Raw genomic sequence first — 19,132 nt, 5'->3', positions numbered from 1 at the left:
AATTATTCTTTTATTTCAATTCTATCGTGATCCGCAGGTGGATTGGATATGACTAAAAACTCAATTTCTTCGTTGGATTCATTGGAAATAAAATGTTTTGATTCCGGTGCAATAGAAATAGATTCTCCTTGTTTAACCAGGAATTTCTCTTCATTGATATAAAATACAGCTTCTCCTTTCAGAATATAAAAAAACTGTTCTGCCACTTTGTGAAAGTGTAGTTTTTCTGAAGTTCCTGCGGGCATTTTTTCCTGTTTCACAGATAATCCTTCTGTCTTTTTCAGAATCCAGCTATCACAGTGGTTTCCCCAGGTATAGTGCTCTGAATTTTCTTTAGAGTGTATCATTTAAATAGTTGAGCTATAAAAAGTAATGCAGGAGTAAATAACACGACGGATAAAAATATGGTAGCAAATGAAATTCTGGGTTTTGCTTTCTCATCAACGGCACATCTGAACATGTAATCCTGAATATTCATAAAAATAACTGCCAGTACAACAAAGAGAAGCCTCATTCCAATTTTCATAATTAAAAACTGTGCACCTCTGTTCTGGTTTGTTATTTCTACCGGGAATTTAGTTCCTTCCGGATATCTTACCCCATACGTAAACAATCCATACAAGCCTAAGGCCAGTACAGGCATTAGAAAGGCAAATATCTTCCCACCAAATCCATCAGCCTGTCCCTGCATATCAAAATGTACAGGAATTCTCTTTGGCAAAGCATTATAATTCTTGATGGTAAACCACCACAGAAAAACGACCAATCCAAAATTAAAAATATCAAAAATTGTAAAAAGAATATTTTCCATTTCAGATGAGATTGAATTATGATTAAATTACACTTTTCAGCACTCTCAGTTTATGGGTGTGCTTATTCATTTCTTTATTGAAAATCCCTGTGGAATCTAATGTATCAATTCTTACTTTTCCTGAAGCATGGATAATTTTTTGATTATCCAGCATAATACCTACGTGAATAATTTTTCCTTCTGCATTTTCAAAGAAAGCAAGGTCTCCAGGCTGTGTTTCTTCTACAAAGGTAAGAGGTTCACCTACCTCAGCCTGCTGCGAAGCATCTCTTGGAATTTTAATATTGTGAATTTTGTATACCAGTTGAGTAAATCCTGAGCAATCTACTGCAAAAAAGCTTTTCCCACCCCAAAGATAAGGTACATTAAGGAATTCTTTTGCCGTCAGGGCAATACTTTCACGTACATCATGACTTCTCCTTGAAGCAACCACCGGAAACTCTACTTCTGATCCCATAGAAAGCAGGGTTTTCCCGTCATTCATTAATACGGAAGAAAAATCCTCAGTAACGACAGTAACTTTCCTTTTAGCCAGTTCTTCTTCTGTTACTGGTTTTAGCTGTTTGGTATCCATCCATCCTTCATAGCCATCATAATGCATCTTTATTTTGGTCCAGTTTTTATCTACTTCCAAAATATCTGCACTTTCTCCGAACAATATTTCCGTAACAATTTCAGCCCTGTCAGAATTCTCTGCACGAACCGGTGCTACTGTAACAATACAAATTCCTTTATTCATTAACTCTCAATTTAAAGATTGAATAATTTAAAGAAAAAATACAACCTGTACTCTCTTTAAATGTTTTAATCTTAGGATATTTTTATTACTTTCTGCGAAGAAAGTTGACTCCATCCCGCAAAGGTAAAATAAGATTTTCAAAATCTTCGTCTTTTGCCGCTAAATCATTCAATTCCTGAATAGACTGGGTTGACTTCAGCTTCGGATTTTCTTCAAGCACTTTCCCGTACCACAAAACATTATCAAACAGGATTACTGTTCCGGACTTGGTGTGGGGTTTTATCAATTTAAAATATTCTGCATAATTCTCCTTATCAGCATCTACAAAGATCAGATCAAAAAACTCCTCTGTTTCTTTTAAATATTCTTTGGCATCCTGAAGTTTAAAATCAATCTGACTGGCATATTCACTTGACTCAAAATATTTTTTCGGAAGATAAGCAAGATCTTCATTCACATCCAATGTTGTAATTTTTCCGTCTTTTGCCAATCCTGATGCAAGGCATAGCGTAGCATATCCTGTGAATGTTCCTATCTCCAAAATACTTTTCGGCTGCAGCATCTGGGAAATAATAGTCAATAGTCTTCCCTGCTGGTATCCGGAAATCATATGAGGCTGTGTCGTCTTCTGGTAAGTCTCTCTTCTCAGTTTTTTCAGAATTTCGGATTCCGAAGAAGCGTGTGCTTCCAAATATCTGTCCATTTCAGGATTCTTCTCTTCAAAAAAACTCATACCATTATAATTTAAAACAAATTTAAGGATTTTAAAGCTAGTTTTTAAATTCAACAAGAAGATACAAAAAAAGAGAGAAATTAATCCCTCTCTTTTTCTTAGCCAGATCTAAATTTTATGTAAAAAATCATTATACGGCTATACAATATTGTCTTATACCAGCACAAACCCATCCTGGGCAACACTTTGTTTGCGGGCTGGTACAAAATATCTGTGGATTACACCCTCTAATAGCACCTTGTACGGTTTTCATTTCTACTCTTGAAAGCTTTTTTGAATTTTTCATAATTATTTTGTTTAGTATTAATTTCCTACTCTTTAAGATTTTCGGACACCTCTTTAATTATTTCCTTTAACGGAGATTTAAATATACATATTCTTTTATTAATCAACCAATTAAATGAATAAAATTCTACATATCAGTGAAAACCCCATATAAAATACCGTGAAAATACGGATGGTATTTTTGTGGTATCCGTTGTAAGTTTGCAATGAGAATAAGGGGTAAAAACACTAAGAGAAACAAGATGATTGCAGGAGAGACACAAACTAACCATGAGAATCACAAAAAAGTTATGCTGAAAGGCAGAACTGATTCTTCTGCAGCAAAAACTAAGAAAGAAATATCCACTTCATTTTTGCTACGAATTATTTCGCTCCTGAAAAAGGAAGAATTAATTTGATTAAAAATAAATCCCGGCCACCTTCGGGATTTGTTTTTGTTTTAAAACCATAATATTCTGCAAAAACTACATCAGGCACCTAAAATCTAATCCCATTCCAGGACCATTTTCCCTAACTTCAATACAAATCTTTCATCCAGGATCTTCTTTTTATTTACCGTAAAGAAATAATTTTCTTAATGTCAAATTTAAGGAGATAAAGAGGGTCCACTCTGTCTCTATACGCATTGTGATTATACGTTCGCTTATAAAGGATCAATGAAATTGACTCCATCTTTGCTTCCTATAAAAGATAATGGTTAAGAAAAGAAACCTTTGCGTTCAATAATAAATTCTCTAATGTCGGGAATTAAGCTCCGCAATTTCTGGAACTGATTCCGGGTTCCTGCATCAAACAGCATTACATTAGCTATGAATTATTCGCGGATAATTTTTAAGTATTACGGGAAAAGACTTTAATTAAAATGGATTAGATTCCTGCGGAATGACAAAATTGGTGTTTTATCTCTTTATAGGTTGATTGATTATTTTTTTATCACTTCGTAGAAACGGGATATTTATACTCATCAACATACAATAGAAGCTTTCCATTCTCAGAATTACAAATCAGATCTAATCTTCAAGGTCAAAATCCTTATAAAAAAACAGGATAAACACTTATTCTTAAGCACTTACACAATTCTACCTTTGATCTAAGTTTCTCAACCATGAAACACTCACAGAAAGGAGGCCCCCGAAAATCCTAAAACAGAGTAGGGATATTTTAAAACATCCACATGAAAACAAAGACTTTATTTTTAATTGGAGCAATAGTGGGACTTGTTATAATATTTTCCCAGCTAAAGCCTCAGGAAATGTCTTTTTATAAAGAAAAAGGCAATTACATTGTAGACAACAATTACATCCTTAAAGATGTCAAAAAAATTTCTGATGAAGACATAAAGAGTTTACTAAGACTACAAAAACTTCATCAGAGCAGTTTGGGTACCAATTTTATTATTTACAAAATCAACAGACAGTATATCATCCGCGGATGTCTGATGAAAGCCAATATTGACTGGAAAAAATATGGTGATCTAAGAGCTAAAGTAGATGGTATCCTTCAAAAATACGGAGCCAAAGAACTTGGAGCAGATTATTATGCCATTCAAAACAATCAGGTTGCGACCAATGCTGCTCTGCTGAGCCAGAAAGATATCGCTTCTTTAGGTAAACTTACTATAAGAGGTGCTGAAGAATATACAATCTGTCCGCCAACTATGGGAAGAAAGAATCTTACCAATGTGATCATAAAATCTTACAAAGTGAATACAGCCATTGATCCAAGAATCAATGTAAAGCTTAACAATGTATTGGTTAACTACAAATAACCGTAAAAGGCTGTTTTTGTTCTGAAGGCAGCCTTTTTTTAAATTTTTTGCCATGAAAAAAAAGCTTCAGTTATCCGGAATTTTCATTGTTCTGTTGATTGTATTTGCAATTGGTATGAAAGGAACATTTGATGGCTACTATGGTTTTTATTATGAAAACAAAAAATATGAAAAACCCCTGGCTTATACAGTTTCAGAAAACATTACCCAATTAAAGCCGGTCAATATATTTACGTCTTATACTGGTTTTGATACAGGATATGGTTTCTATGCTCCCAATGTTGCCAGTGATTTTGTGATGAGCTTTGAACTGAAAGATAAGAAGGGAAATGTCCTGGAACAAAAGACGATGCCTTATTTCAAAAGTAAGGAGAGCAGAGTGAGATACACTACTGTCTTTAATATGTTTCTGGATAAAATTTCCAGCAGAAATACATATGACCGCAAATATTATCAGTATCTGGACATTATTATCAGACAGATTGCGGCACACGTGATGAAAGAAAATCCAAAAGCATCAAGTGTTACTACAAAGCTTTATTTGTACGACTACCCTTCTATTGCAGATTTCAGACAGGGAAAAACGAATGAAAATCTTATTCTTATTGATGAATTCAAACATTAAAGTGATGAAAAAGCTGAATGTACTCTATACCAAAACTGAAAATTTCTTTTTCAGACAGGATAATCAAACGGAATTTCTGAGTTTCTTCCGTATTGCAATTGGAACGATTATTCTTTTACAGTTTCTCGCAGTCATGCCGGATTTTGACAAACTATTTTCAAGCAGCAGTATCATCCCGCAGGATATTATGAGTGTTTTCACTCCTGGCTGGCTGATTACCTTCTCAAAAATCGTCAGCTTTTTACAAAGCTTTGGCATTGAAGAAAGCACAACGATTGTGATAACCAAAATATCATTTATTACCTTGTGTATTTTGATCATTACTGGTTTTTATTCCAGAGTTTCAGCTTTCCTTTTGCTTATACTACAGATTGCTTTACTCAAGGGAAGTTCTTTCTTTGCTTATGGTGCAGATTTTTTCACGAGCATGTCACTATTTTATCTGATCCTGTTTCCCGCCGATCATTTTTTTTCACTCAGGAATTTTATTTTTAGTAAAAAAACACAGGAAATAAATATCACTCCTGTCAAAAGATTATTTCAGATTCATATATCTATTGCTTATTTTTTCTCCGGATTAGATAAAGCTTTAGGTTTCAATTGGTGGAACGGCGAATCTATCTGGAAAGCCATTCATCTTCCCTATTCCAACAGAGATCTGAATTTTGATTTCAGCTGGCTTATAGAACATTCCTATATCCTAAGTTTCATAGGATGGAGTACAATTATCATCGAGATATGCTACCCGTTTTTCATCTGGTACAAACCAACTCAGAAAACATGGCTTTTCCTAACAGTTTCTATGCATATAGGAATTGCACTCGTTCTTAATTTATATTACTTTTCAGCCATTATGATTGTATGGAATATCACCAATTTTTATTTTGAGCAAACTGCTAAAAAAGCAGTCCCCTTTTCAAAGAAAAAAATATCAGCCCATTATATTCCGAAACAGATTAACTCATAAACAAACAAATCCCGAATTGCTTCGGGATTTATTATTATGTATGGTTGAGTAATTATTTCTTAGGAGCGATATCCATCAGTTTCATAAACTCATCCAGCTTAGGCATAATGATGATTTCCGTTCTTCTGTTTTCACCTCTACCTGAAACACTCATGTTGGTAGCTTTCGGGTTGTATTCAGAACGACCTCCTGCTGTAATTCTTGCAGGATCTACTCCAAACTGGGTCTGAAGAACTTTAGCCACAGAAGTACCTCTTAATGCAGAAAGATCCCAGTTGTCTCTTGGAAGATTTGGAGAGTTCAACGGAGCATTATCCGTATTCCCTTCAATTAACACTGAATATTTATCATAATCATTGATTACTTTAGCTACTTTACCTAACACCTCCTGAGCAGCAGGCAGAATATTGTAATCCCCTGTTTTGTACAACATATTATCTGAAAGAGAGATCATTACAACTCCTTTCAATACCTTCACCTGTACATCCTGATCTGATACATTATCTAAAGATCTTTTCAGCTTGTTAGACAATGCCAGATTCAAACTGTCATTCTTAGCGTTGTTAGAGATCAATTGTTTGATATAAGAATTGGAAGCATTGATTTCACCTACCAATTTATCAATATTGGCAGAGCTTTTTCCGGTGTTGGAAAGGCATGCATCAAGTGATGATTTTAAAGCATCATGCTGGCTTTTCAGCAAGTTATTTTCACCAGTCAATGCAGAGTTCTGAGATTTCAAATCCTGAATTTCTCTCTGTCTTTCTCCGATATTTTCAATACACTGCTTATAGTTTGTGCTCAAAGCATCATACTGCTTTTTGCTGACACAAGATGTCATTCCCAGCGCCATTGCAGAAACTGCTACAATTTTTAAAATCTTCATAAATAATCATTTTTAGACTACTCAAAGTTAGGAAAATTCAATTGAATTATATCGGTTATCTTTGCATAAAAGAAATTCTCAACATCTATGTTGGAAAAATCAAGCTTTATCAGCCAATTAAAAAATCTCGTTCACGAACCGGAAAATCACACGTATCTTCTGGCGGTAAGCGGAGGAGCAGACTCTATGGTTCTTGCCTCTTTGTTCAGGGATTTAGGGCACGAAATCAAAGGTTCAAAATTCCAGTTTCAGGTTGCCCATATCAATTATAAACTCCGTGGTCATGATTCTGATCTGGATCAGAAAACGGTGCAGGATTTTTGTGAGAAAAATCATATAAAATTTCATTTGTATGAAGTTTCGGAAAAGGACCGGAAACCTGAAAACTCTATTCAGCTTTGGGCGAGGGAACTCCGGTATAACTTTTTTAAAGAAATCCAGGAAAAGGAAAAACTGGAATTTCTGATTACTGCTCATCACCTGAACGATCAGTTGGAAACATTTATCATCAACCTTTCCAAAGCTTCCGGCATCAACGGATTGAGTGGAATTCCGTCAAATGACAATGATATTCTCCGCCCGCTTCTAAATTTTTCAAAAAAAGAAATTTATCAGTTTGCTGAGGAGAACACAATTGAATTCCGGGAAGATCTTTCTAATAAAAAAAATGATTACCTGAGGAATAGGATTAGAAATGAGATTGTTCCGGTGCTGATGGATACCAATGATCACTTTCTGGAAAACTTCAGAAAAAGTTCTTTATATCTGAATCAAACTAAAGATTTTGTCCGGAAACAGATTCAGGAGATAGAAAATCGTATTACGGTATTTAACCCAGACTATAAAATCTTATCAAAGGAAAAGCTGGATCAGGAAGGCGATTTCGTAAAATTTGAAATCTTAAAAAAATATGGATTCAACCAGGAGGAAGAAATCCCTAAAATTTTTAAGGCCGAAAACAACAGTTCTTTTTTTTCAGAAAAATATCAGTTGATTATCAATCGTGATGAGCTGATCTTTATTGAGAAAAATGATAAACAGGAAATCAAAGAGGAAATAATCCTGATTGATCATTTTGATTTTTCCGAAAACCAAATCAACATAAATCCCGTAGATTATATTGAAAGCATTGATGGAATCAATAAAGGATTTGAATGGGATTTTGATGCCGAAAAACTTCATTTCCCACTACGTTTGAGAAAACAAAAAGAGGGTGACGAGTTTTATCCATCCGGATTTTCCGGGAAAAAGAAAGTTTCTAAGTTTTTTAGGGACGAAAAATTATCTATTTTAGCGAGGCAAAAAATCTGGATACTGACAGACAGCAATTATTCTGTACTTGGGATTATCCCTTTCAGACAGGATAGAAGATATGCAAAGAATGAGAAGACAAAATGGAGTCTCAAAATTTTTAATGAAATGAACAATGAAATTTAGAAATTGGTTTTTATTAATTCTACTATTTTTAGCGACAGGGATTAATGCGCAGATAAAAAATCCTGTAAAGTTTAAATTCACCATCAACGACCTTGGAAACAATCAGTACGAAGCTGTATTGAATGCTACTATGGAAAGCGGATGGCATATTTACTCAAAAGACTTGCCGGAAGATACCGGAATTCCTACCGAGTATAAAGTTACGGGAAAGAATATTGAACTGATCGGGAAGTTTACCGAAGTAGGTAAAAAGCATGAAGAGTTTTCTGAAGCTTTTGGGGGAACAATTGTTTTTTACTCCAATTCAGCTGGATTTAAGCAGAAATTTAAATTAAAAGATCCTACAAAGCCTGCGGATGTCACTTCTGAAATTACATATCAGACCTGTGATGACAGAGTTTGTCTGGCTCCCAATACATTAGAATTCAATCAAAAAGTTACACCAAAAGGGGCAACGGAAGAAGCAGTGGCTACTGAAGAAACTGCAGCTCCGGTAAAAGATTCAGTAAAAACAATTGAAACGGTTACTGAAAATCCTTCAAAAACAGAAGCTACAATTACAGAAACCTCAACACTGGATCCTAAGCAGCTGAAAATTGAAAGCATAGATTTCAAAAAACCATTGACAGACTGCGGTACAGCTTCTGCTAAAGTAGATGAAAATTACTGGACTTATTTATTCCTAGGATTTATTGGCGGGCTAATCGCTTTGCTTACACCTTGCGTTTTCCCAATGATTCCACTGACGGTTTCATTCTTTACGAAAGGCAGCAAGAATAAGGCAAAAGGAAAGAGAGATGCTCTTATTTATGGGTTTTTCATCCTTCTTATCTTCGTTTTATTAAGTATTCCTTTCCACGTTATCGACGGAATTGCAGGAAATATCTTCAATGAGATTTCTACCAGCGTATGGCTGAATATTGCATTCTTCATCATATTCATTTTCTTTGCCGGAAGTTTCTTCGGGTATTATGATATCACTTTACCAAGTTCAATTGCCAATAAATCTTCTAAAGCAGAAGAAGCAGGAGGACTTATCGGTATTTTCTTCATGGCATTGACATTGGTTATTGTTTCTTTCTCTTGTACAGGACCTATTTTAGGAAGTTTACTGGGAAGTGCAGTAACGGGTTCTACTAACGTTCCGATGTTACTGACATTTGCATTGGCAGGATTCGGTCTTGCGTGGGCAATCGTTTTCGGACTATTAGCTTTATTCCCGCAAGCATTACAAAGTCTTCCGAAATCCGGAGGATGGATGAATACAGTAAAAGTAGTTTTAGGTTTCGTTGAACTGGCTTTAGCTTTGAAATTCTTATCTAAAGCAGATCTTGTTTCTAAGACATTCTTCTTAAAAAGAGAACTTTTCATCGCCATCTGGATTATTGTTGCATTAGGATTAGCATTATATTTATTAGGATTCATCAGATTTCCGCATGATGATAAAAAACCTAAAATCTCCATTACAAGAAAGATATTAGGGGTATTGGGAATTGGTTTTGTAATCTACTTAATCCAGGGATTAATACCATCTGACCGTCCGAAACTTCAACTTTTAAGCGGAATTTTACCTCCACTTAATGTAAGCTATTTTCATGATGAAAAAGACGGAATTTTAGGAATGCATCCGGAACACGACTTCTTTAAAGCAATAGAACTTGCTAAAAAAGAGGATAAACCCATCCTTATTGACTTCACCGGATACGGTTGTGAAAACTGTAGAAAAATGGAGGAGTTTGTATGGAGCGAACCGGACATTTTACCGATCCTTCAGAATGATGTAGTATTAGCATCTTTGTATGTGGACGACAAGGAAGAGCTTCCAGAGGATCAAAAAACTAAAATTGACCTTGGCGAAGGACAGATCAAAAAGGTAAAAACAATTGGTGACAGATGGAGCTTATTCCAGCAGGTTAACTTTAACAATAACTCGCAGCCTCACTATGTTTTGATAACTCCGGATGGAAAGGTGATTAACACACCTGTTTCAGGATATATGCCAAAAGAGGATTTCAAAAAATTCCTTGAATGCGGAGTGAATTTCTATAAAAAGAATAAATAAATTATTTACATATCATCTAAAAACTCACACTTTATCGTGTGAGTTTTTTATTTTAAATGAATTGTGTACACCATAAAATACTAAAAGAAATGGAATTTTAATTATATTTGAATAACTATCACCAATTCAAATACATATGAGACATTTAACATCTACTCTTTTATTTTTTACTTTTTCCATATTCTCGGCTCAGACCGCACCTTCTATAGAATGGCAGAAAGCATTGGGAGGCAGTCAGGGTGAATCGGCTAATGATATTCAGCAAACCTCTGACGGAGGATATATTGTTGCAGGAAATTCTATGTCAACTGATGGAAATATGACTAATCATGGAGATTCCGATTACTGGATTGTAAAGTTAGATGCCTCAGGAACTCTACAATGGCAGAAATCATTGGGTGGAAGTTTCTATGACAGTGCAAACTCTATTCAACAGACAGCTGATGGAGGATATATTGTTGCGGGAGAGTCCAGTTCTGCCGACGGAGATGTGACGGGAAATCATGGAAATCCCGATTACTGGATTGTAAAGCTAGATATCTCAGGGAATATTCAATGGCAAAAATCTTTAGGCGGAACTAATGAAGACAGAGCAAATTCTGTCCGTCAAACTGCAGACGGAGGGTATATTATTGCAGGAGAATCCGACTCTACCGATGGAAATGTGACAGGGAATCATGGAAATTCTGATTACTGGATCGTAAAGTTAGATGCCTCAGGAAGTTTACAATGGCAAAAATCTTTAGGCGGAACCTCTTATGAAAGGTGCAATTCTATCCGGCAGACCTCTGATGGAGGATACATTATTGCAGGAGCATCCGCTTCTACCGATGGAGACATTACAGGAAATCATGGAAACGAAGATTTTTGGATCGTAAAATTAGATTCCTCTGGAATTCTGCAATGGCAACAAACATTGGTGGGTAATCTTGCTGACTCTGCAGAATCTATCCAGCAAACATCTGATGGTGGATATATTGTAGCCGGTGGATCAAATTCTGCAAACTCTGAAATTCCGACAGTTTTTGGAGTATCTAATTATTGTGTGGCAAAATTAGATGCTTCCGGAAATACAATATGGCAAAAATATTTTGGCGGTACTGGTAATGATTATCCTTATTCTGTACAGCAGACTTCTGATGGCGGATATATTGTGGCTGGCGGAACCTCTTCTGTAAACGGAAATATTACAGGAAATCATGGATCCAATGATTACTGGGTCATAAAACTGGATTCTTCAGGAATTTTACAATGGCAGAAACCGTTGGGAGGAACTGTTTTTGATGATGCGTATTCTATTCAACAGACAACGGATGGAGGATATATAGTCGCAGGACAGGCTTATTCCACGGACGGAGACGTGACGGGACATCATGGTTCAATTGATGCCTGGGTAGTTAAATTAAACCCGGAACAACTAGGAATCTCAGAAACTCAAAAAATGAATCAACCCAACATCTACCCTAACCCTGCAAAAGATTTCTTTTATGTGGATCATCTTCCCAAAGAAACTACTATCAGCATTACGGACATGTCCGGGCGAAAACTATTCTCTCAAAAATATAACGAAGAAAAAATTAAGATCAACACTTCTACATTCTCAGAAGGGATCTACATTGTACAGGTAAAAAACAAAGACGGAATCATCCTCTCAAAGAAAATAACAGTCAGCAAATAATGTATTTATCTACAAACATTTAAATTATTCATTATTTAGGCTTAACAAAACATTTTTTATGATTTAAAAACTCGCACTTTATCGTGTGAGTTTTTTTGTGTAAATCTTCATACAAAGATTATCCTGAAAATTCAATAATCAGTAAACCAACAATATCATGGTTGTCATTTTTAAATCAAATAGATTAAAAGAGACAGAAATATTTAAAATTCGCATAAAAACAATCAATAGATTCATGAATCTATTGATTATTAACCAAACAAGGCATGTGTTTTGTAAGAATTCTTCAACAAACACCGTTTAACATTTAAAAATTTTTAATCATGGCAGAAGTAATTGCACAAGAAAAACAAGGCAGCAAACAAAAGAAAAAAATGATCAGAGTAGATATGACTCCTATGGTAGATCTGGGATTCCTATTGATCACTTTCTTTATGTTCACAACCAATTTTACAAAACCTAACGTAATGGATTTAGGATTACCGGCAAAAGATCCCAATACTCTTCCGACTGATCATGTAATCGGGGATCAAAATCAGGTTACATTTATCCTCGGGAAAGATAACCGTGTATTTTATCATCAGAGCAACCAGAAAGACTTGAATACAGGGAATCTTAAAGAAACTGATTTTAGTGGAATAAAAATTTCAAAAATCATTGCCGAAGCTTATAAGAAAGCACCCGCACCCGACAAATTCACCGTTATTGTAAAGCCAACGGATGAAGCCAATTATAAGAATTTTGTGGATATGCTGGACAACCTTGCAATATCTAAAAAGGAAAGATATGGTGTAACCGATATCAAACCCTGGGAAACAAAGGTTTACAAGGAATTAACTCAATAAAAGACGAAGAGCATTTTAAAAATGCTCTTTTTTGTTTAAATTTGAAAGGAGAAACGAATCTTCAGTACGTAACCGGCTGTATTATTTTTAACCTTCTATAATTTTGGAATCATGCTGAACTTTGAAAGAAAAGGAAACGGAAAAGAAACATTGGTACTTCTTCACGGATTTATGGAAAACCTATCCATCTGGAGCGATATGGAGCATCATCTTTCCAAAGATTTCTCACTGCTCAAAATTGACCTTCCCGGCCACGGACAGTCTGAAACTCTTGGGGAAGTTCACACCATGGAACTGATGGCTGAGGAGGTAAAAAAAGTTTTAGATCAGCAAAATTTAGAAAAAGTTCATCTTTTGGGACATTCTATGGGAGGATATACTTCACTTGCCTTTGCTGAAAAATATTCTGATTGTTTAAAAAGCTTAACATTATTTTTCTCTACCTATTTTCCGGATGATGAAGAGAAAAAACAACAGCGCATCAAAAGCTACAGAATTATAAAAGATGCATTTGCCCATTATGCAAGAGCCGGAGTACCCAATTTATTCAATCCAAATGAAAGAGATATACTGGAAGGAAAAATTGAAACTGCTCTTGAAACCGCCCTATCTACCAACAATCTGGGAGTTCTTGCTTGTGTAAAAGGTATGGTAGAAAGAACTGACAAAAAGCATGTTCTGGAAAGCCTGGATGCAAAAATCTTAGTATTGGCCGGTAAGCATGACAACGCTGTAAAAACCGACATGATGATCAAACATCTTCCGGACAGGACAAATATCAAATCTTATATTCTGGACTGCGGGCACAACGGGCATTGGGAAAAACCTGGTATCTGCGCCGAAATCATCAATACAGAACTTCTTCATAACCTTCCTAAAAAACTGGTTTTATAACCTCATTTTTCATGGCAGATTAAAGTCGTGTTTAATAAAAAAATCCTGTATATTAGTAGAGAATAATATTCGTAATGGCTTTATTCTCATTCAAAAAAAAGAAACCACCGGCACCACCGGTTATTGGGCTTACACTTTCAGGCGGAGGAATGCGTGGGATTGCCCATATTGCCGTACTGAAAGCTTTGGAAGAATACAATCTGAAACCGCACATTATCTCCGGAACCAGTGCAGGCTCTATTATTGGTGCTTTTTATTCTTTCGGAAAAACACCGGATGAGATGATGGAAATTGTACGCCAGACTTCTTTTTTTTCTCGATCAGCTTTAAAGTTATCAAAAAACGGAATCTTCAGCTCCAATTTCATTTTAAAACTGTTCAAAGATTATTTCCCGCAGGATAACTTCAATATTCTGGAAATCCCCATGTATGTAGCTGCGACTGAAATGACCCATGGTATTGTAGATTTCTTTTCTGAAGGAGAGCTTTTCGGACCGTTGCTGGCATCTTCCAGTGTTCCTTTTATTCTTCCTCCGGTAAGGATAGGTGAGAAAATTTATGTAGACGGTGGTGTCCTGGATAACCTTCCCATTGAACCCATTATGGATAAATGCAACTTCCTTATTGCCTCCCACGTCAACTCAATCAGCTATGATGAATTAAGGAAAATGAGTCTGATGAAAGAATTTGACAGAATCCTTCACTTAGCCATTGCAAAATCTGTGTATTCTAAGGCAAAATATTGTAATATTTTTTTAGATCCGCCTAAGATGACGAAATACAGCCTTTTCAACAAACGATATATGGATGAAATGTTTCAGCAGGTGTATGAATATACCTGTCAGGAACTTGAAGAGAAAGGATTTCGTAAAGCTTTGTGAGTTTGAAAGTCACGGAAGTTTATCAAATCAGGGCTTTACTTTTTACTTGTTACAAGCCTTCCTCTTTTACTTTATTTTTGAAAGTTTCTATAGTTCCGGATAAAGAGTCTAAAGACTTTCCTCCGGCTGCATTGATGTGTCCGCCTCCATTGAAATATTTTCTTGAGAACTGGTTTACATCCACATCATCTTTACTTCTGAATGAAATTTTAACAAAGTCCTCGTACAGGTCTTCCATGAAAAATGCTGACATTTTTACACCGCCAATACTTAAACCATAGTTGACAAAACCTTCCGTATCTCCTTTCTGGAAACCTAATTCTTTCAATTCGTTTCGTGTAAGGCTTAAAACAGCTACCGTTCCATCGTTCACCACTTCTATTCTTCCCAGAACCAAAGCAAGCAAATGCAGACGGGAAACTGTGTTGGTATCCCAGGTATTGGATGTAATCATCGCCGGATCTGCACCGTTTTCAATCAGATTGGCAATAATTCTGTGGGTAGTGGCACTGGTGGAACGAAAACGGAAACCTCCAGTATCAGTCATGATTCCGGTATAAAGACATTCTGCCATATCCTGATTTACCAGCTTTTCATCATCCATTGCTTCAATGAAATGATAGATCATCTGTGAAGTAGCCGGAATTACGGTATCGGAATAAACAAAATCAAATTTTTCAGGCTGTTGATGGTGGTCAATAAGAATTTTCTTCCCCTGAGCTTTCACCAGCCAGTCTCCTAATAATCCAATTCGTGATGGAGAATTAAAATCCAGACAGAAAATAACATCTGCTCCTGCAATCATATCAGATGCCAGCTTTCTTTTATATTCTGCAATAATAACTTTTTTAGACTCCGGCATCCATTTCAGAAATTTTGGAAAATCATTAGGCACAATAACTTCTGCATGAATTCCTTTTGCTTTCAGATAATGTTTCAATCCCAAACTTGAACCAATAGCATCTCCATCCGGGTTGTAGTGGGTAAGGATAACTATTTTGCTCTCTTGAGTAAGTAATGTATTGATATCTAAAAGTTCTGCTGGTGTAAACATCGGGTGTTTATTTTCGTTAAAATTAAAGTTTTCAAAGATAGAGCTTTTATATAAATCATTTAAATATTATTTTTGCACAGAGAAATGGTATTCTTATCAGGGGTTTGCCATTGTTCAATAAAAAAACATTGCATTTAATTTCAAAAAAAAATAATTAAAGTTTGTAACTTATAAAAATTTATATATCTTTGCAACCTGAAAATTAATAGATTAATTACGATTTAAACATATAGTAATGAGTAAAAGAACATTCCAGCCATCAGAAAGAAAAAGAAGAAACAAACACGGTTTCAGAGAAAGAATGTCTACGCCAAATGGAAGAAGAGTTTTGGCTGCGAGAAGAGCTAAAGGCAGAAAGAGTTTAACTGTAAGTGCTGCACGCGCTAAGAGATAATCTTTTTATTATCATATACAAAACATGCTTGAGAAGTTCCTTTTCAGGCATTTTTTGTTGTTAAAATTTACTAAAATTTAGGCTACATCAACATCTTTTTCTATTTTTAAAAGTTGAAATATTTTTGTTAGAAACAGCCTTTAAAATTAAATTATGCCACATACAAATATCTCCGGAGACAATATTATAAGTTTACAAAACGCAAAGATTGCGCAAAAAAACTTCACTGTACTTTCTGATGTAAATCTTAACATTAAAAAAGGTAGATTCTGCTATCTTATCGGAAAAACAGGTTCCGGAAAAAGTTCCCTTCTGAAAACGCTTTACGGACACATTCCATTAGCATCAGGACACGGAGCTGTTGTAGGATTTGACCTGGCAAAGCTAAAACCGTCTGATATCCCTAACTTAAGAAGAAAATTAGGAATCGTATTCCAGGATTTCCAGTTACTTTCTGACAGAACGGTTGAAAAAAACTTAAAATTTGTTCTTGAAGCAACAGGCTGGAATGACAAAGTAAAAATAGAAGACCGTATCAACGAGGTTTTGGGAAGCGTGAACATGAAAAGCAAAAAGCATAAAATGCCACATGAGCTTTCCGGAGGTGAACAACAGCGTATTGCCATCGCAAGAGCCCTTCTTAACCACCCGGATCTTATCTTAGCGGATGAGCCTACAGGGAACCTCGATCCGGAAACTTCCAACGAAATTATGACACTATTAAAACAGGTTGCCCTTGAAAATGGTGCGGCAGTAGTAATGGCAACACATGATTACCACATGATTCAAAACTTCCCTGGTGAAGCTATCAGATGTGAAGATGGAAAAGTATCTGTATTGGATACAGCAGAATTGTTTGAGTAAGAATTAAAAAATTGAGAGATTAAGAAATTAACTAACTTCTAAAATCTAATTTCTAACTTCTCTATTTAAAAACATGAAACTCTTTAGTGAGTTCAAGATATTGGTCCGAGTATTGTCTCGGACTTTTTTCTATAATAAAGTCAGATTCATTGATTTCTTTTTCTTGTAATGAGAACTCAAGAATCAGTCTTTTAGCTTTTGAATTCTCAATTCCTTTGATATTTACCCTACGGTTCAGAAACAGTCCGTTTTCTTTTCCAATTGAAATAAAAACATCTCCTGCTTCAACAGGAATAATTACGGAAAAAATTCCACCTTCAGACAAAAGCTTAGACGCCTTGGATATTAACTGGATAAAGTTTAATTCCACCGTTTGACGGGCAATCTTATCCTTCTCCGATCCCGATTCTTCAAAGTAAGGAGGATTGGAAACGATAAGATCAAACCGTTCTTCTGTCTCGAAAGTTTTAAAATCCTGATGCCTGTTTTTCAGCCTTGTATGAAAAGGTGCGTTTCCAAAATTAAGTTGAGTAAGCGCTGCTGCATCTCCGTTAATATCCAACCCTAAAAAATGAGCCTGTGGATTTCTTTGCGCCAGCATTAAGGAGATCAGCCCTGTTCCCGTCCCTACTTCCAAAACATGGGAAGCATTGCGAACATTAGCCAACGCACCAAGCAGAACACCGTCTGTTCCTACACGGAAGACGTCTTTAGACTGTTCAATTTTAAATTGCTTAAATGTAAAAGGTTTCACTATAAATTGGTAGGCAGTGTAATAATGAACGTTGACCCCTTTCCTACTTCGGATTTCACCGAGATCTCTCCTTTATAATCTTCAATCATTTTTCTTACCATGGATAAGCCTAGTCCCATTCCACTGCTCTTAGAAGTAAAATTCGGTTCAAAGATTCTTTCATACATGTTTTCAGGAATTCCTATTCCGTTATCCTGAACAGAAATAATCACTCTTCTCTGATGCTGTTCCACATCTACATTGATGATCAGTTTTCTTTCATCACTTTCTGCCTGTTTTGCATTGGTAACAAGATTGGTTATAATTCTGGAAAGATAAATTCTATCCATATTGATCATAATATTGCTCTTATTGGCATGCATAAAGATACTATCATCATTGAAGACACGGAGAATATCTTCAACCTCTGTATTCAGATTGATCACCTCATTATTTTTTTCAGGAAGCTTCGCAAATTCTGAGAAAGCTGAAGCCACCGTTGCAATAAGGTCTATCTGATCCACAATTGTTTTACTCATTTGTTTTACCCTTTCTCTGATATTCGGATCTTCGGGATCAAATTTTCTTTCAAAATTCTGAATCGTCAGCTTCATCGGAGTCAATGGGTTTTTCACTTCATGAGCAACCTGTTTGGCCATTTCCCTCCAGGCTTCTTCAGATGCTTTGAATCTAAGTCTTTCTTTCTGGTCCTGGATCTGCAGAATCATTCTGTTATAAGCTCTTGCCAAAGCATTAAGCTCATCATTTTTATAATATCTGATAGGACGCATTTCATTTTCAAATAATGTAATACGGGTAATCATATCAGAAAATTTTGTGATTGTCTTCGCAAGACTGTTAGATGTCACCCAGCTAATCCAGATACTAAACAGAATAAGAAATATATCGACTAAAAGAATGTATTTTACATATTGATGAAGAACCTCCAGGTAGGCAGATTCATTATGATATAAAGGAATATAGACAATTCCGATAGGTTCAAGCTCATTATTTTTCAACAAAAGATATGAAGAAGTAAGTTTTGCATCTTTAGCAGCATCATAATTAACCATATCTACTCTTGCATCGGTAGACAGAATCTTATTGATGATTTCTATAGGAATGGTTTTCTGCTCAACTAAAGCTTCATCTTTATTGGAAAGTAAATAATTCCCTTTCAGATCGTAAATAAAAATGTCATGCTGATTGATATCCGCTATTTCGAAAATTTTATTCCCCAAAACTTCCGGAAGATCTTTTGTTTCAATAAGCGTCTGGCTTACCGCGTAATCCAGATATCTCATTACAGCATTCGTCTTATCCTGCATATCAATATTACTTTGCTGCAGAGAGTGATTTCTCAGTACAAAATAAGGTACAAGCGACGTAGCCACAACACTTAAAAAACATACCAGCAGGAAACCGAAAAACACACGGTTCCTTAAGCTATATCCTTTATACTTATTAATCGACATT

At 35.6% G+C, this 19,132-nt stretch carries 20 protein-coding genes; 11 read left to right on the top strand and 9 right to left on the bottom strand.

Annotated elements, in window-relative coordinates; all coding sequences use genetic code 11:
- Positions 1-2 precede the first annotated feature (2 nt).
- The 5 genes from SFA27_RS02360 to SFA27_RS02340 all read right to left on the bottom strand — a co-directional run bounded on the left by SFA27_RS02360 (position 3) and on the right by SFA27_RS02340 (position 2,569).
- The gene (locus SFA27_RS02360; protein ID WP_047373536.1) at positions 3-347 is read right to left on the bottom strand and encodes a cupin domain-containing protein; all 345 of its coding nucleotides are present in this window, start codon (positions 345-347) and stop codon (positions 3-5) included.
- Complete coding sequence (locus tag SFA27_RS02355; RefSeq protein WP_407296044.1) at positions 344-811, bottom strand: DUF1648 domain-containing protein; 468 nt, start codon at positions 809-811, stop codon at positions 344-346. Before SFA27_RS02355 ends, SFA27_RS02360 begins: the two co-directional genes overlap by 4 nt.
- A gap of 22 nt (positions 812-833) precedes the next feature.
- Positions 834-1,550: a C40 family peptidase gene (locus SFA27_RS02350; protein ID WP_255812821.1), complete on the bottom strand. Its 717-nt coding sequence runs from the start codon at positions 1,548-1,550 to the stop codon at positions 834-836.
- 85 nt (positions 1,551-1,635) lie between these two features.
- A complete protein-coding gene (locus tag SFA27_RS02345) occupies positions 1,636-2,283 on the bottom strand; it encodes an O-methyltransferase (protein WP_264519497.1) in 648 nt (215 codons plus the stop codon).
- Positions 2,284-2,413: 130 nt separating this feature from the next.
- Positions 2,414-2,569, bottom strand: coding sequence for a CCPGW family putative bacteriocin (locus SFA27_RS02340; protein WP_407296040.1), 156 nt, complete (start codon positions 2,567-2,569; stop codon positions 2,414-2,416).
- Between the two features lie 1,173 nt (positions 2,570-3,742).
- On the opposite strand from SFA27_RS02340, the gene SFA27_RS02335 reads away from it, so the two are divergent.
- The 3 genes from SFA27_RS02335 to SFA27_RS02325 are packed head-to-tail and all read left to right on the top strand — an operon-like array spanning position 3,743 to position 5,928.
- Positions 3,743-4,336, top strand: a complete 594-nt coding sequence (locus SFA27_RS02335) for a hypothetical protein (RefSeq protein WP_047373541.1) — start codon at positions 3,743-3,745, stop codon at positions 4,334-4,336.
- Positions 4,337-4,388: 52 nt separating this feature from the next.
- On the top strand, positions 4,389-4,961 hold the full coding sequence (locus SFA27_RS02330; RefSeq protein ID WP_407296037.1) for a hypothetical protein: 573 nt from the start codon (positions 4,389-4,391) through the stop codon (positions 4,959-4,961).
- On the top strand, positions 4,924-5,928 hold the full coding sequence (locus tag SFA27_RS02325; RefSeq protein WP_407296035.1) for a hypothetical protein: 1,005 nt from the start codon (positions 4,924-4,926) through the stop codon (positions 5,926-5,928). The genes SFA27_RS02330 and SFA27_RS02325 overlap by 38 nt, the downstream gene beginning before the upstream one ends.
- A 52-nt stretch (positions 5,929-5,980) precedes the next feature.
- On the opposite strand, the gene SFA27_RS02320 is transcribed toward SFA27_RS02325, so the two are convergent.
- The gene (locus SFA27_RS02320; protein ID WP_047373543.1) at positions 5,981-6,814 is read right to left on the bottom strand and encodes an OmpA family protein; all 834 of its coding nucleotides are present in this window, start codon (positions 6,812-6,814) and stop codon (positions 5,981-5,983) included.
- Between the two features lie 87 nt (positions 6,815-6,901).
- Between SFA27_RS02320 and tilS the strand changes: the two genes are divergently transcribed.
- The 6 genes from tilS (at position 6,902) to SFA27_RS02290 (ending at position 14,611) form a co-directional block, all read left to right on the top strand.
- Complete coding sequence (tilS, locus tag SFA27_RS02315) at positions 6,902-8,251, top strand: tRNA lysidine(34) synthetase TilS (protein WP_407296032.1); 1,350 nt, start codon at positions 6,902-6,904, stop codon at positions 8,249-8,251.
- On the top strand, positions 8,241-10,313 hold the full coding sequence (locus SFA27_RS02310; RefSeq protein ID WP_407296030.1) for a cytochrome c biogenesis protein CcdA: 2,073 nt from the start codon (positions 8,241-8,243) through the stop codon (positions 10,311-10,313). The genes tilS and SFA27_RS02310 overlap by 11 nt, the downstream gene beginning before the upstream one ends.
- Before the next feature lie 136 nt (positions 10,314-10,449).
- The gene (locus SFA27_RS02305) at positions 10,450-11,991 is read left to right on the top strand and encodes a T9SS type A sorting domain-containing protein (RefSeq protein WP_407296028.1); all 1,542 of its coding nucleotides are present in this window, start codon (positions 10,450-10,452) and stop codon (positions 11,989-11,991) included.
- Positions 11,992-12,314: 323 nt separating this feature from the next.
- Positions 12,315-12,836, top strand: a complete 522-nt coding sequence (locus SFA27_RS02300; protein ID WP_047373546.1) for a biopolymer transporter ExbD — start codon at positions 12,315-12,317, stop codon at positions 12,834-12,836.
- Between the two features lie 111 nt (positions 12,837-12,947).
- Positions 12,948-13,730, top strand: coding sequence for an alpha/beta fold hydrolase (locus SFA27_RS02295; protein ID WP_407296025.1), 783 nt, complete (start codon positions 12,948-12,950; stop codon positions 13,728-13,730).
- Between the two features lie 74 nt (positions 13,731-13,804).
- Positions 13,805-14,611: a patatin-like phospholipase family protein gene (locus SFA27_RS02290; RefSeq protein WP_047373548.1), complete on the top strand. Its 807-nt coding sequence runs from the start codon at positions 13,805-13,807 to the stop codon at positions 14,609-14,611.
- A gap of 49 nt (positions 14,612-14,660) precedes the next feature.
- On the opposite strand, the gene SFA27_RS02285 is transcribed toward SFA27_RS02290, so the two are convergent.
- Positions 14,661-15,665 carry a DHH family phosphoesterase gene (locus SFA27_RS02285; protein ID WP_407296022.1) on the bottom strand — a complete coding sequence of 335 codons (1,005 nt, stop codon included), beginning with the start codon at positions 15,663-15,665 and terminating at the stop codon, positions 14,661-14,663.
- Between the two features lie 235 nt (positions 15,666-15,900).
- On the opposite strand from SFA27_RS02285, the gene rpmH reads away from it, so the two are divergent.
- Together rpmH and SFA27_RS02275 are read left to right on the top strand one after the other, a co-directional pair.
- Complete coding sequence (rpmH, locus tag SFA27_RS02280; RefSeq protein WP_039365072.1) at positions 15,901-16,059, top strand: 50S ribosomal protein L34; 159 nt, start codon at positions 15,901-15,903, stop codon at positions 16,057-16,059.
- 153 nt (positions 16,060-16,212) lie between these two features.
- Positions 16,213-16,923: a cell division ATP-binding protein FtsE gene (locus SFA27_RS02275; RefSeq protein WP_047373550.1), complete on the top strand. Its 711-nt coding sequence runs from the start codon at positions 16,213-16,215 to the stop codon at positions 16,921-16,923.
- 61 nt (positions 16,924-16,984) lie between these two features.
- On the opposite strand, the gene SFA27_RS02270 is transcribed toward SFA27_RS02275, so the two are convergent.
- Positions 16,985-17,677: a tRNA1(Val) (adenine(37)-N6)-methyltransferase gene (locus SFA27_RS02270; protein ID WP_407296019.1), complete on the bottom strand. Its 693-nt coding sequence runs from the start codon at positions 17,675-17,677 to the stop codon at positions 16,985-16,987.
- Positions 17,677-19,131, bottom strand: coding sequence for a HAMP domain-containing sensor histidine kinase (locus SFA27_RS02265; protein WP_047373552.1), 1,455 nt, complete (start codon positions 19,129-19,131; stop codon positions 17,677-17,679). Before SFA27_RS02265 ends, SFA27_RS02270 begins: the two co-directional genes overlap by 1 nt.
- Position 19,132 lies beyond the last annotated feature (1 nt).

The organism is Chryseobacterium sp. HR92, assembly GCF_045689405.1.
Taxonomy (GTDB): Bacteria; Bacteroidota; Bacteroidia; order Flavobacteriales; family Weeksellaceae; genus Chryseobacterium; species Chryseobacterium viscerum_A.
This window is presented reverse-complemented; position numbering and strand designations above follow the sequence as displayed.

Coding starts and splice junctions, on each gene's coding strand:
- SFA27_RS02290 (WP_047373548.1), top strand. CDS start 13,805: ATGGCTTTATTCTCATTCAAAAAAAAGAAACCACCGGCACCACCGGTT.
- SFA27_RS02300 (WP_047373546.1), top strand. CDS start 12,315: ATGGCAGAAGTAATTGCACAAGAAAAACAAGGCAGCAAACAAAAGAAA.
- SFA27_RS02305 (WP_407296028.1), top strand. CDS start 10,450: ATGAGACATTTAACATCTACTCTTTTATTTTTTACTTTTTCCATATTC.
- SFA27_RS02360 (WP_047373536.1), bottom strand. CDS start 347: ATGATACACTCTAAAGAAAATTCAGAGCACTATACCTGGGGAAACCAC.
- SFA27_RS02335 (WP_047373541.1), top strand. CDS start 3,743: ATGAAAACAAAGACTTTATTTTTAATTGGAGCAATAGTGGGACTTGTT.
- SFA27_RS02325 (WP_407296035.1), top strand. CDS start 4,924: ATGAAAATCTTATTCTTATTGATGAATTCAAACATTAAAGTGATGAAA.
- SFA27_RS02340 (WP_407296040.1), bottom strand. CDS start 2,569: ATGAAAAATTCAAAAAAGCTTTCAAGAGTAGAAATGAAAACCGTACAA.
- SFA27_RS02275 (WP_047373550.1), top strand. CDS start 16,213: ATGCCACATACAAATATCTCCGGAGACAATATTATAAGTTTACAAAAC.
- SFA27_RS02265 (WP_047373552.1), bottom strand. CDS start 19,131: ATGTCGATTAATAAGTATAAAGGATATAGCTTAAGGAACCGTGTGTTT.
- SFA27_RS02330 (WP_407296037.1), top strand. CDS start 4,389: ATGAAAAAAAAGCTTCAGTTATCCGGAATTTTCATTGTTCTGTTGATT.
- SFA27_RS02345 (WP_264519497.1), bottom strand. CDS start 2,283: ATGAGTTTTTTTGAAGAGAAGAATCCTGAAATGGACAGATATTTGGAA.
- SFA27_RS02355 (WP_407296044.1), bottom strand. CDS start 811: ATGGAAAATATTCTTTTTACAATTTTTGATATTTTTAATTTTGGATTG.
- SFA27_RS02285 (WP_407296022.1), bottom strand. CDS start 15,665: ATGTTTACACCAGCAGAACTTTTAGATATCAATACATTACTTACTCAA.
- SFA27_RS02350 (WP_255812821.1), bottom strand. CDS start 1,550: ATGAATAAAGGAATTTGTATTGTTACAGTAGCACCGGTTCGTGCAGAG.
- rpmH (WP_039365072.1), top strand. CDS start 15,901: ATGAGTAAAAGAACATTCCAGCCATCAGAAAGAAAAAGAAGAAACAAA.
- SFA27_RS02320 (WP_047373543.1), bottom strand. CDS start 6,814: ATGAAGATTTTAAAAATTGTAGCAGTTTCTGCAATGGCGCTGGGAATG.
- tilS (WP_407296032.1), top strand. CDS start 6,902: ATGTTGGAAAAATCAAGCTTTATCAGCCAATTAAAAAATCTCGTTCAC.
- SFA27_RS02295 (WP_407296025.1), top strand. CDS start 12,948: ATGCTGAACTTTGAAAGAAAAGGAAACGGAAAAGAAACATTGGTACTT.
- SFA27_RS02310 (WP_407296030.1), top strand. CDS start 8,241: ATGAAATTTAGAAATTGGTTTTTATTAATTCTACTATTTTTAGCGACA.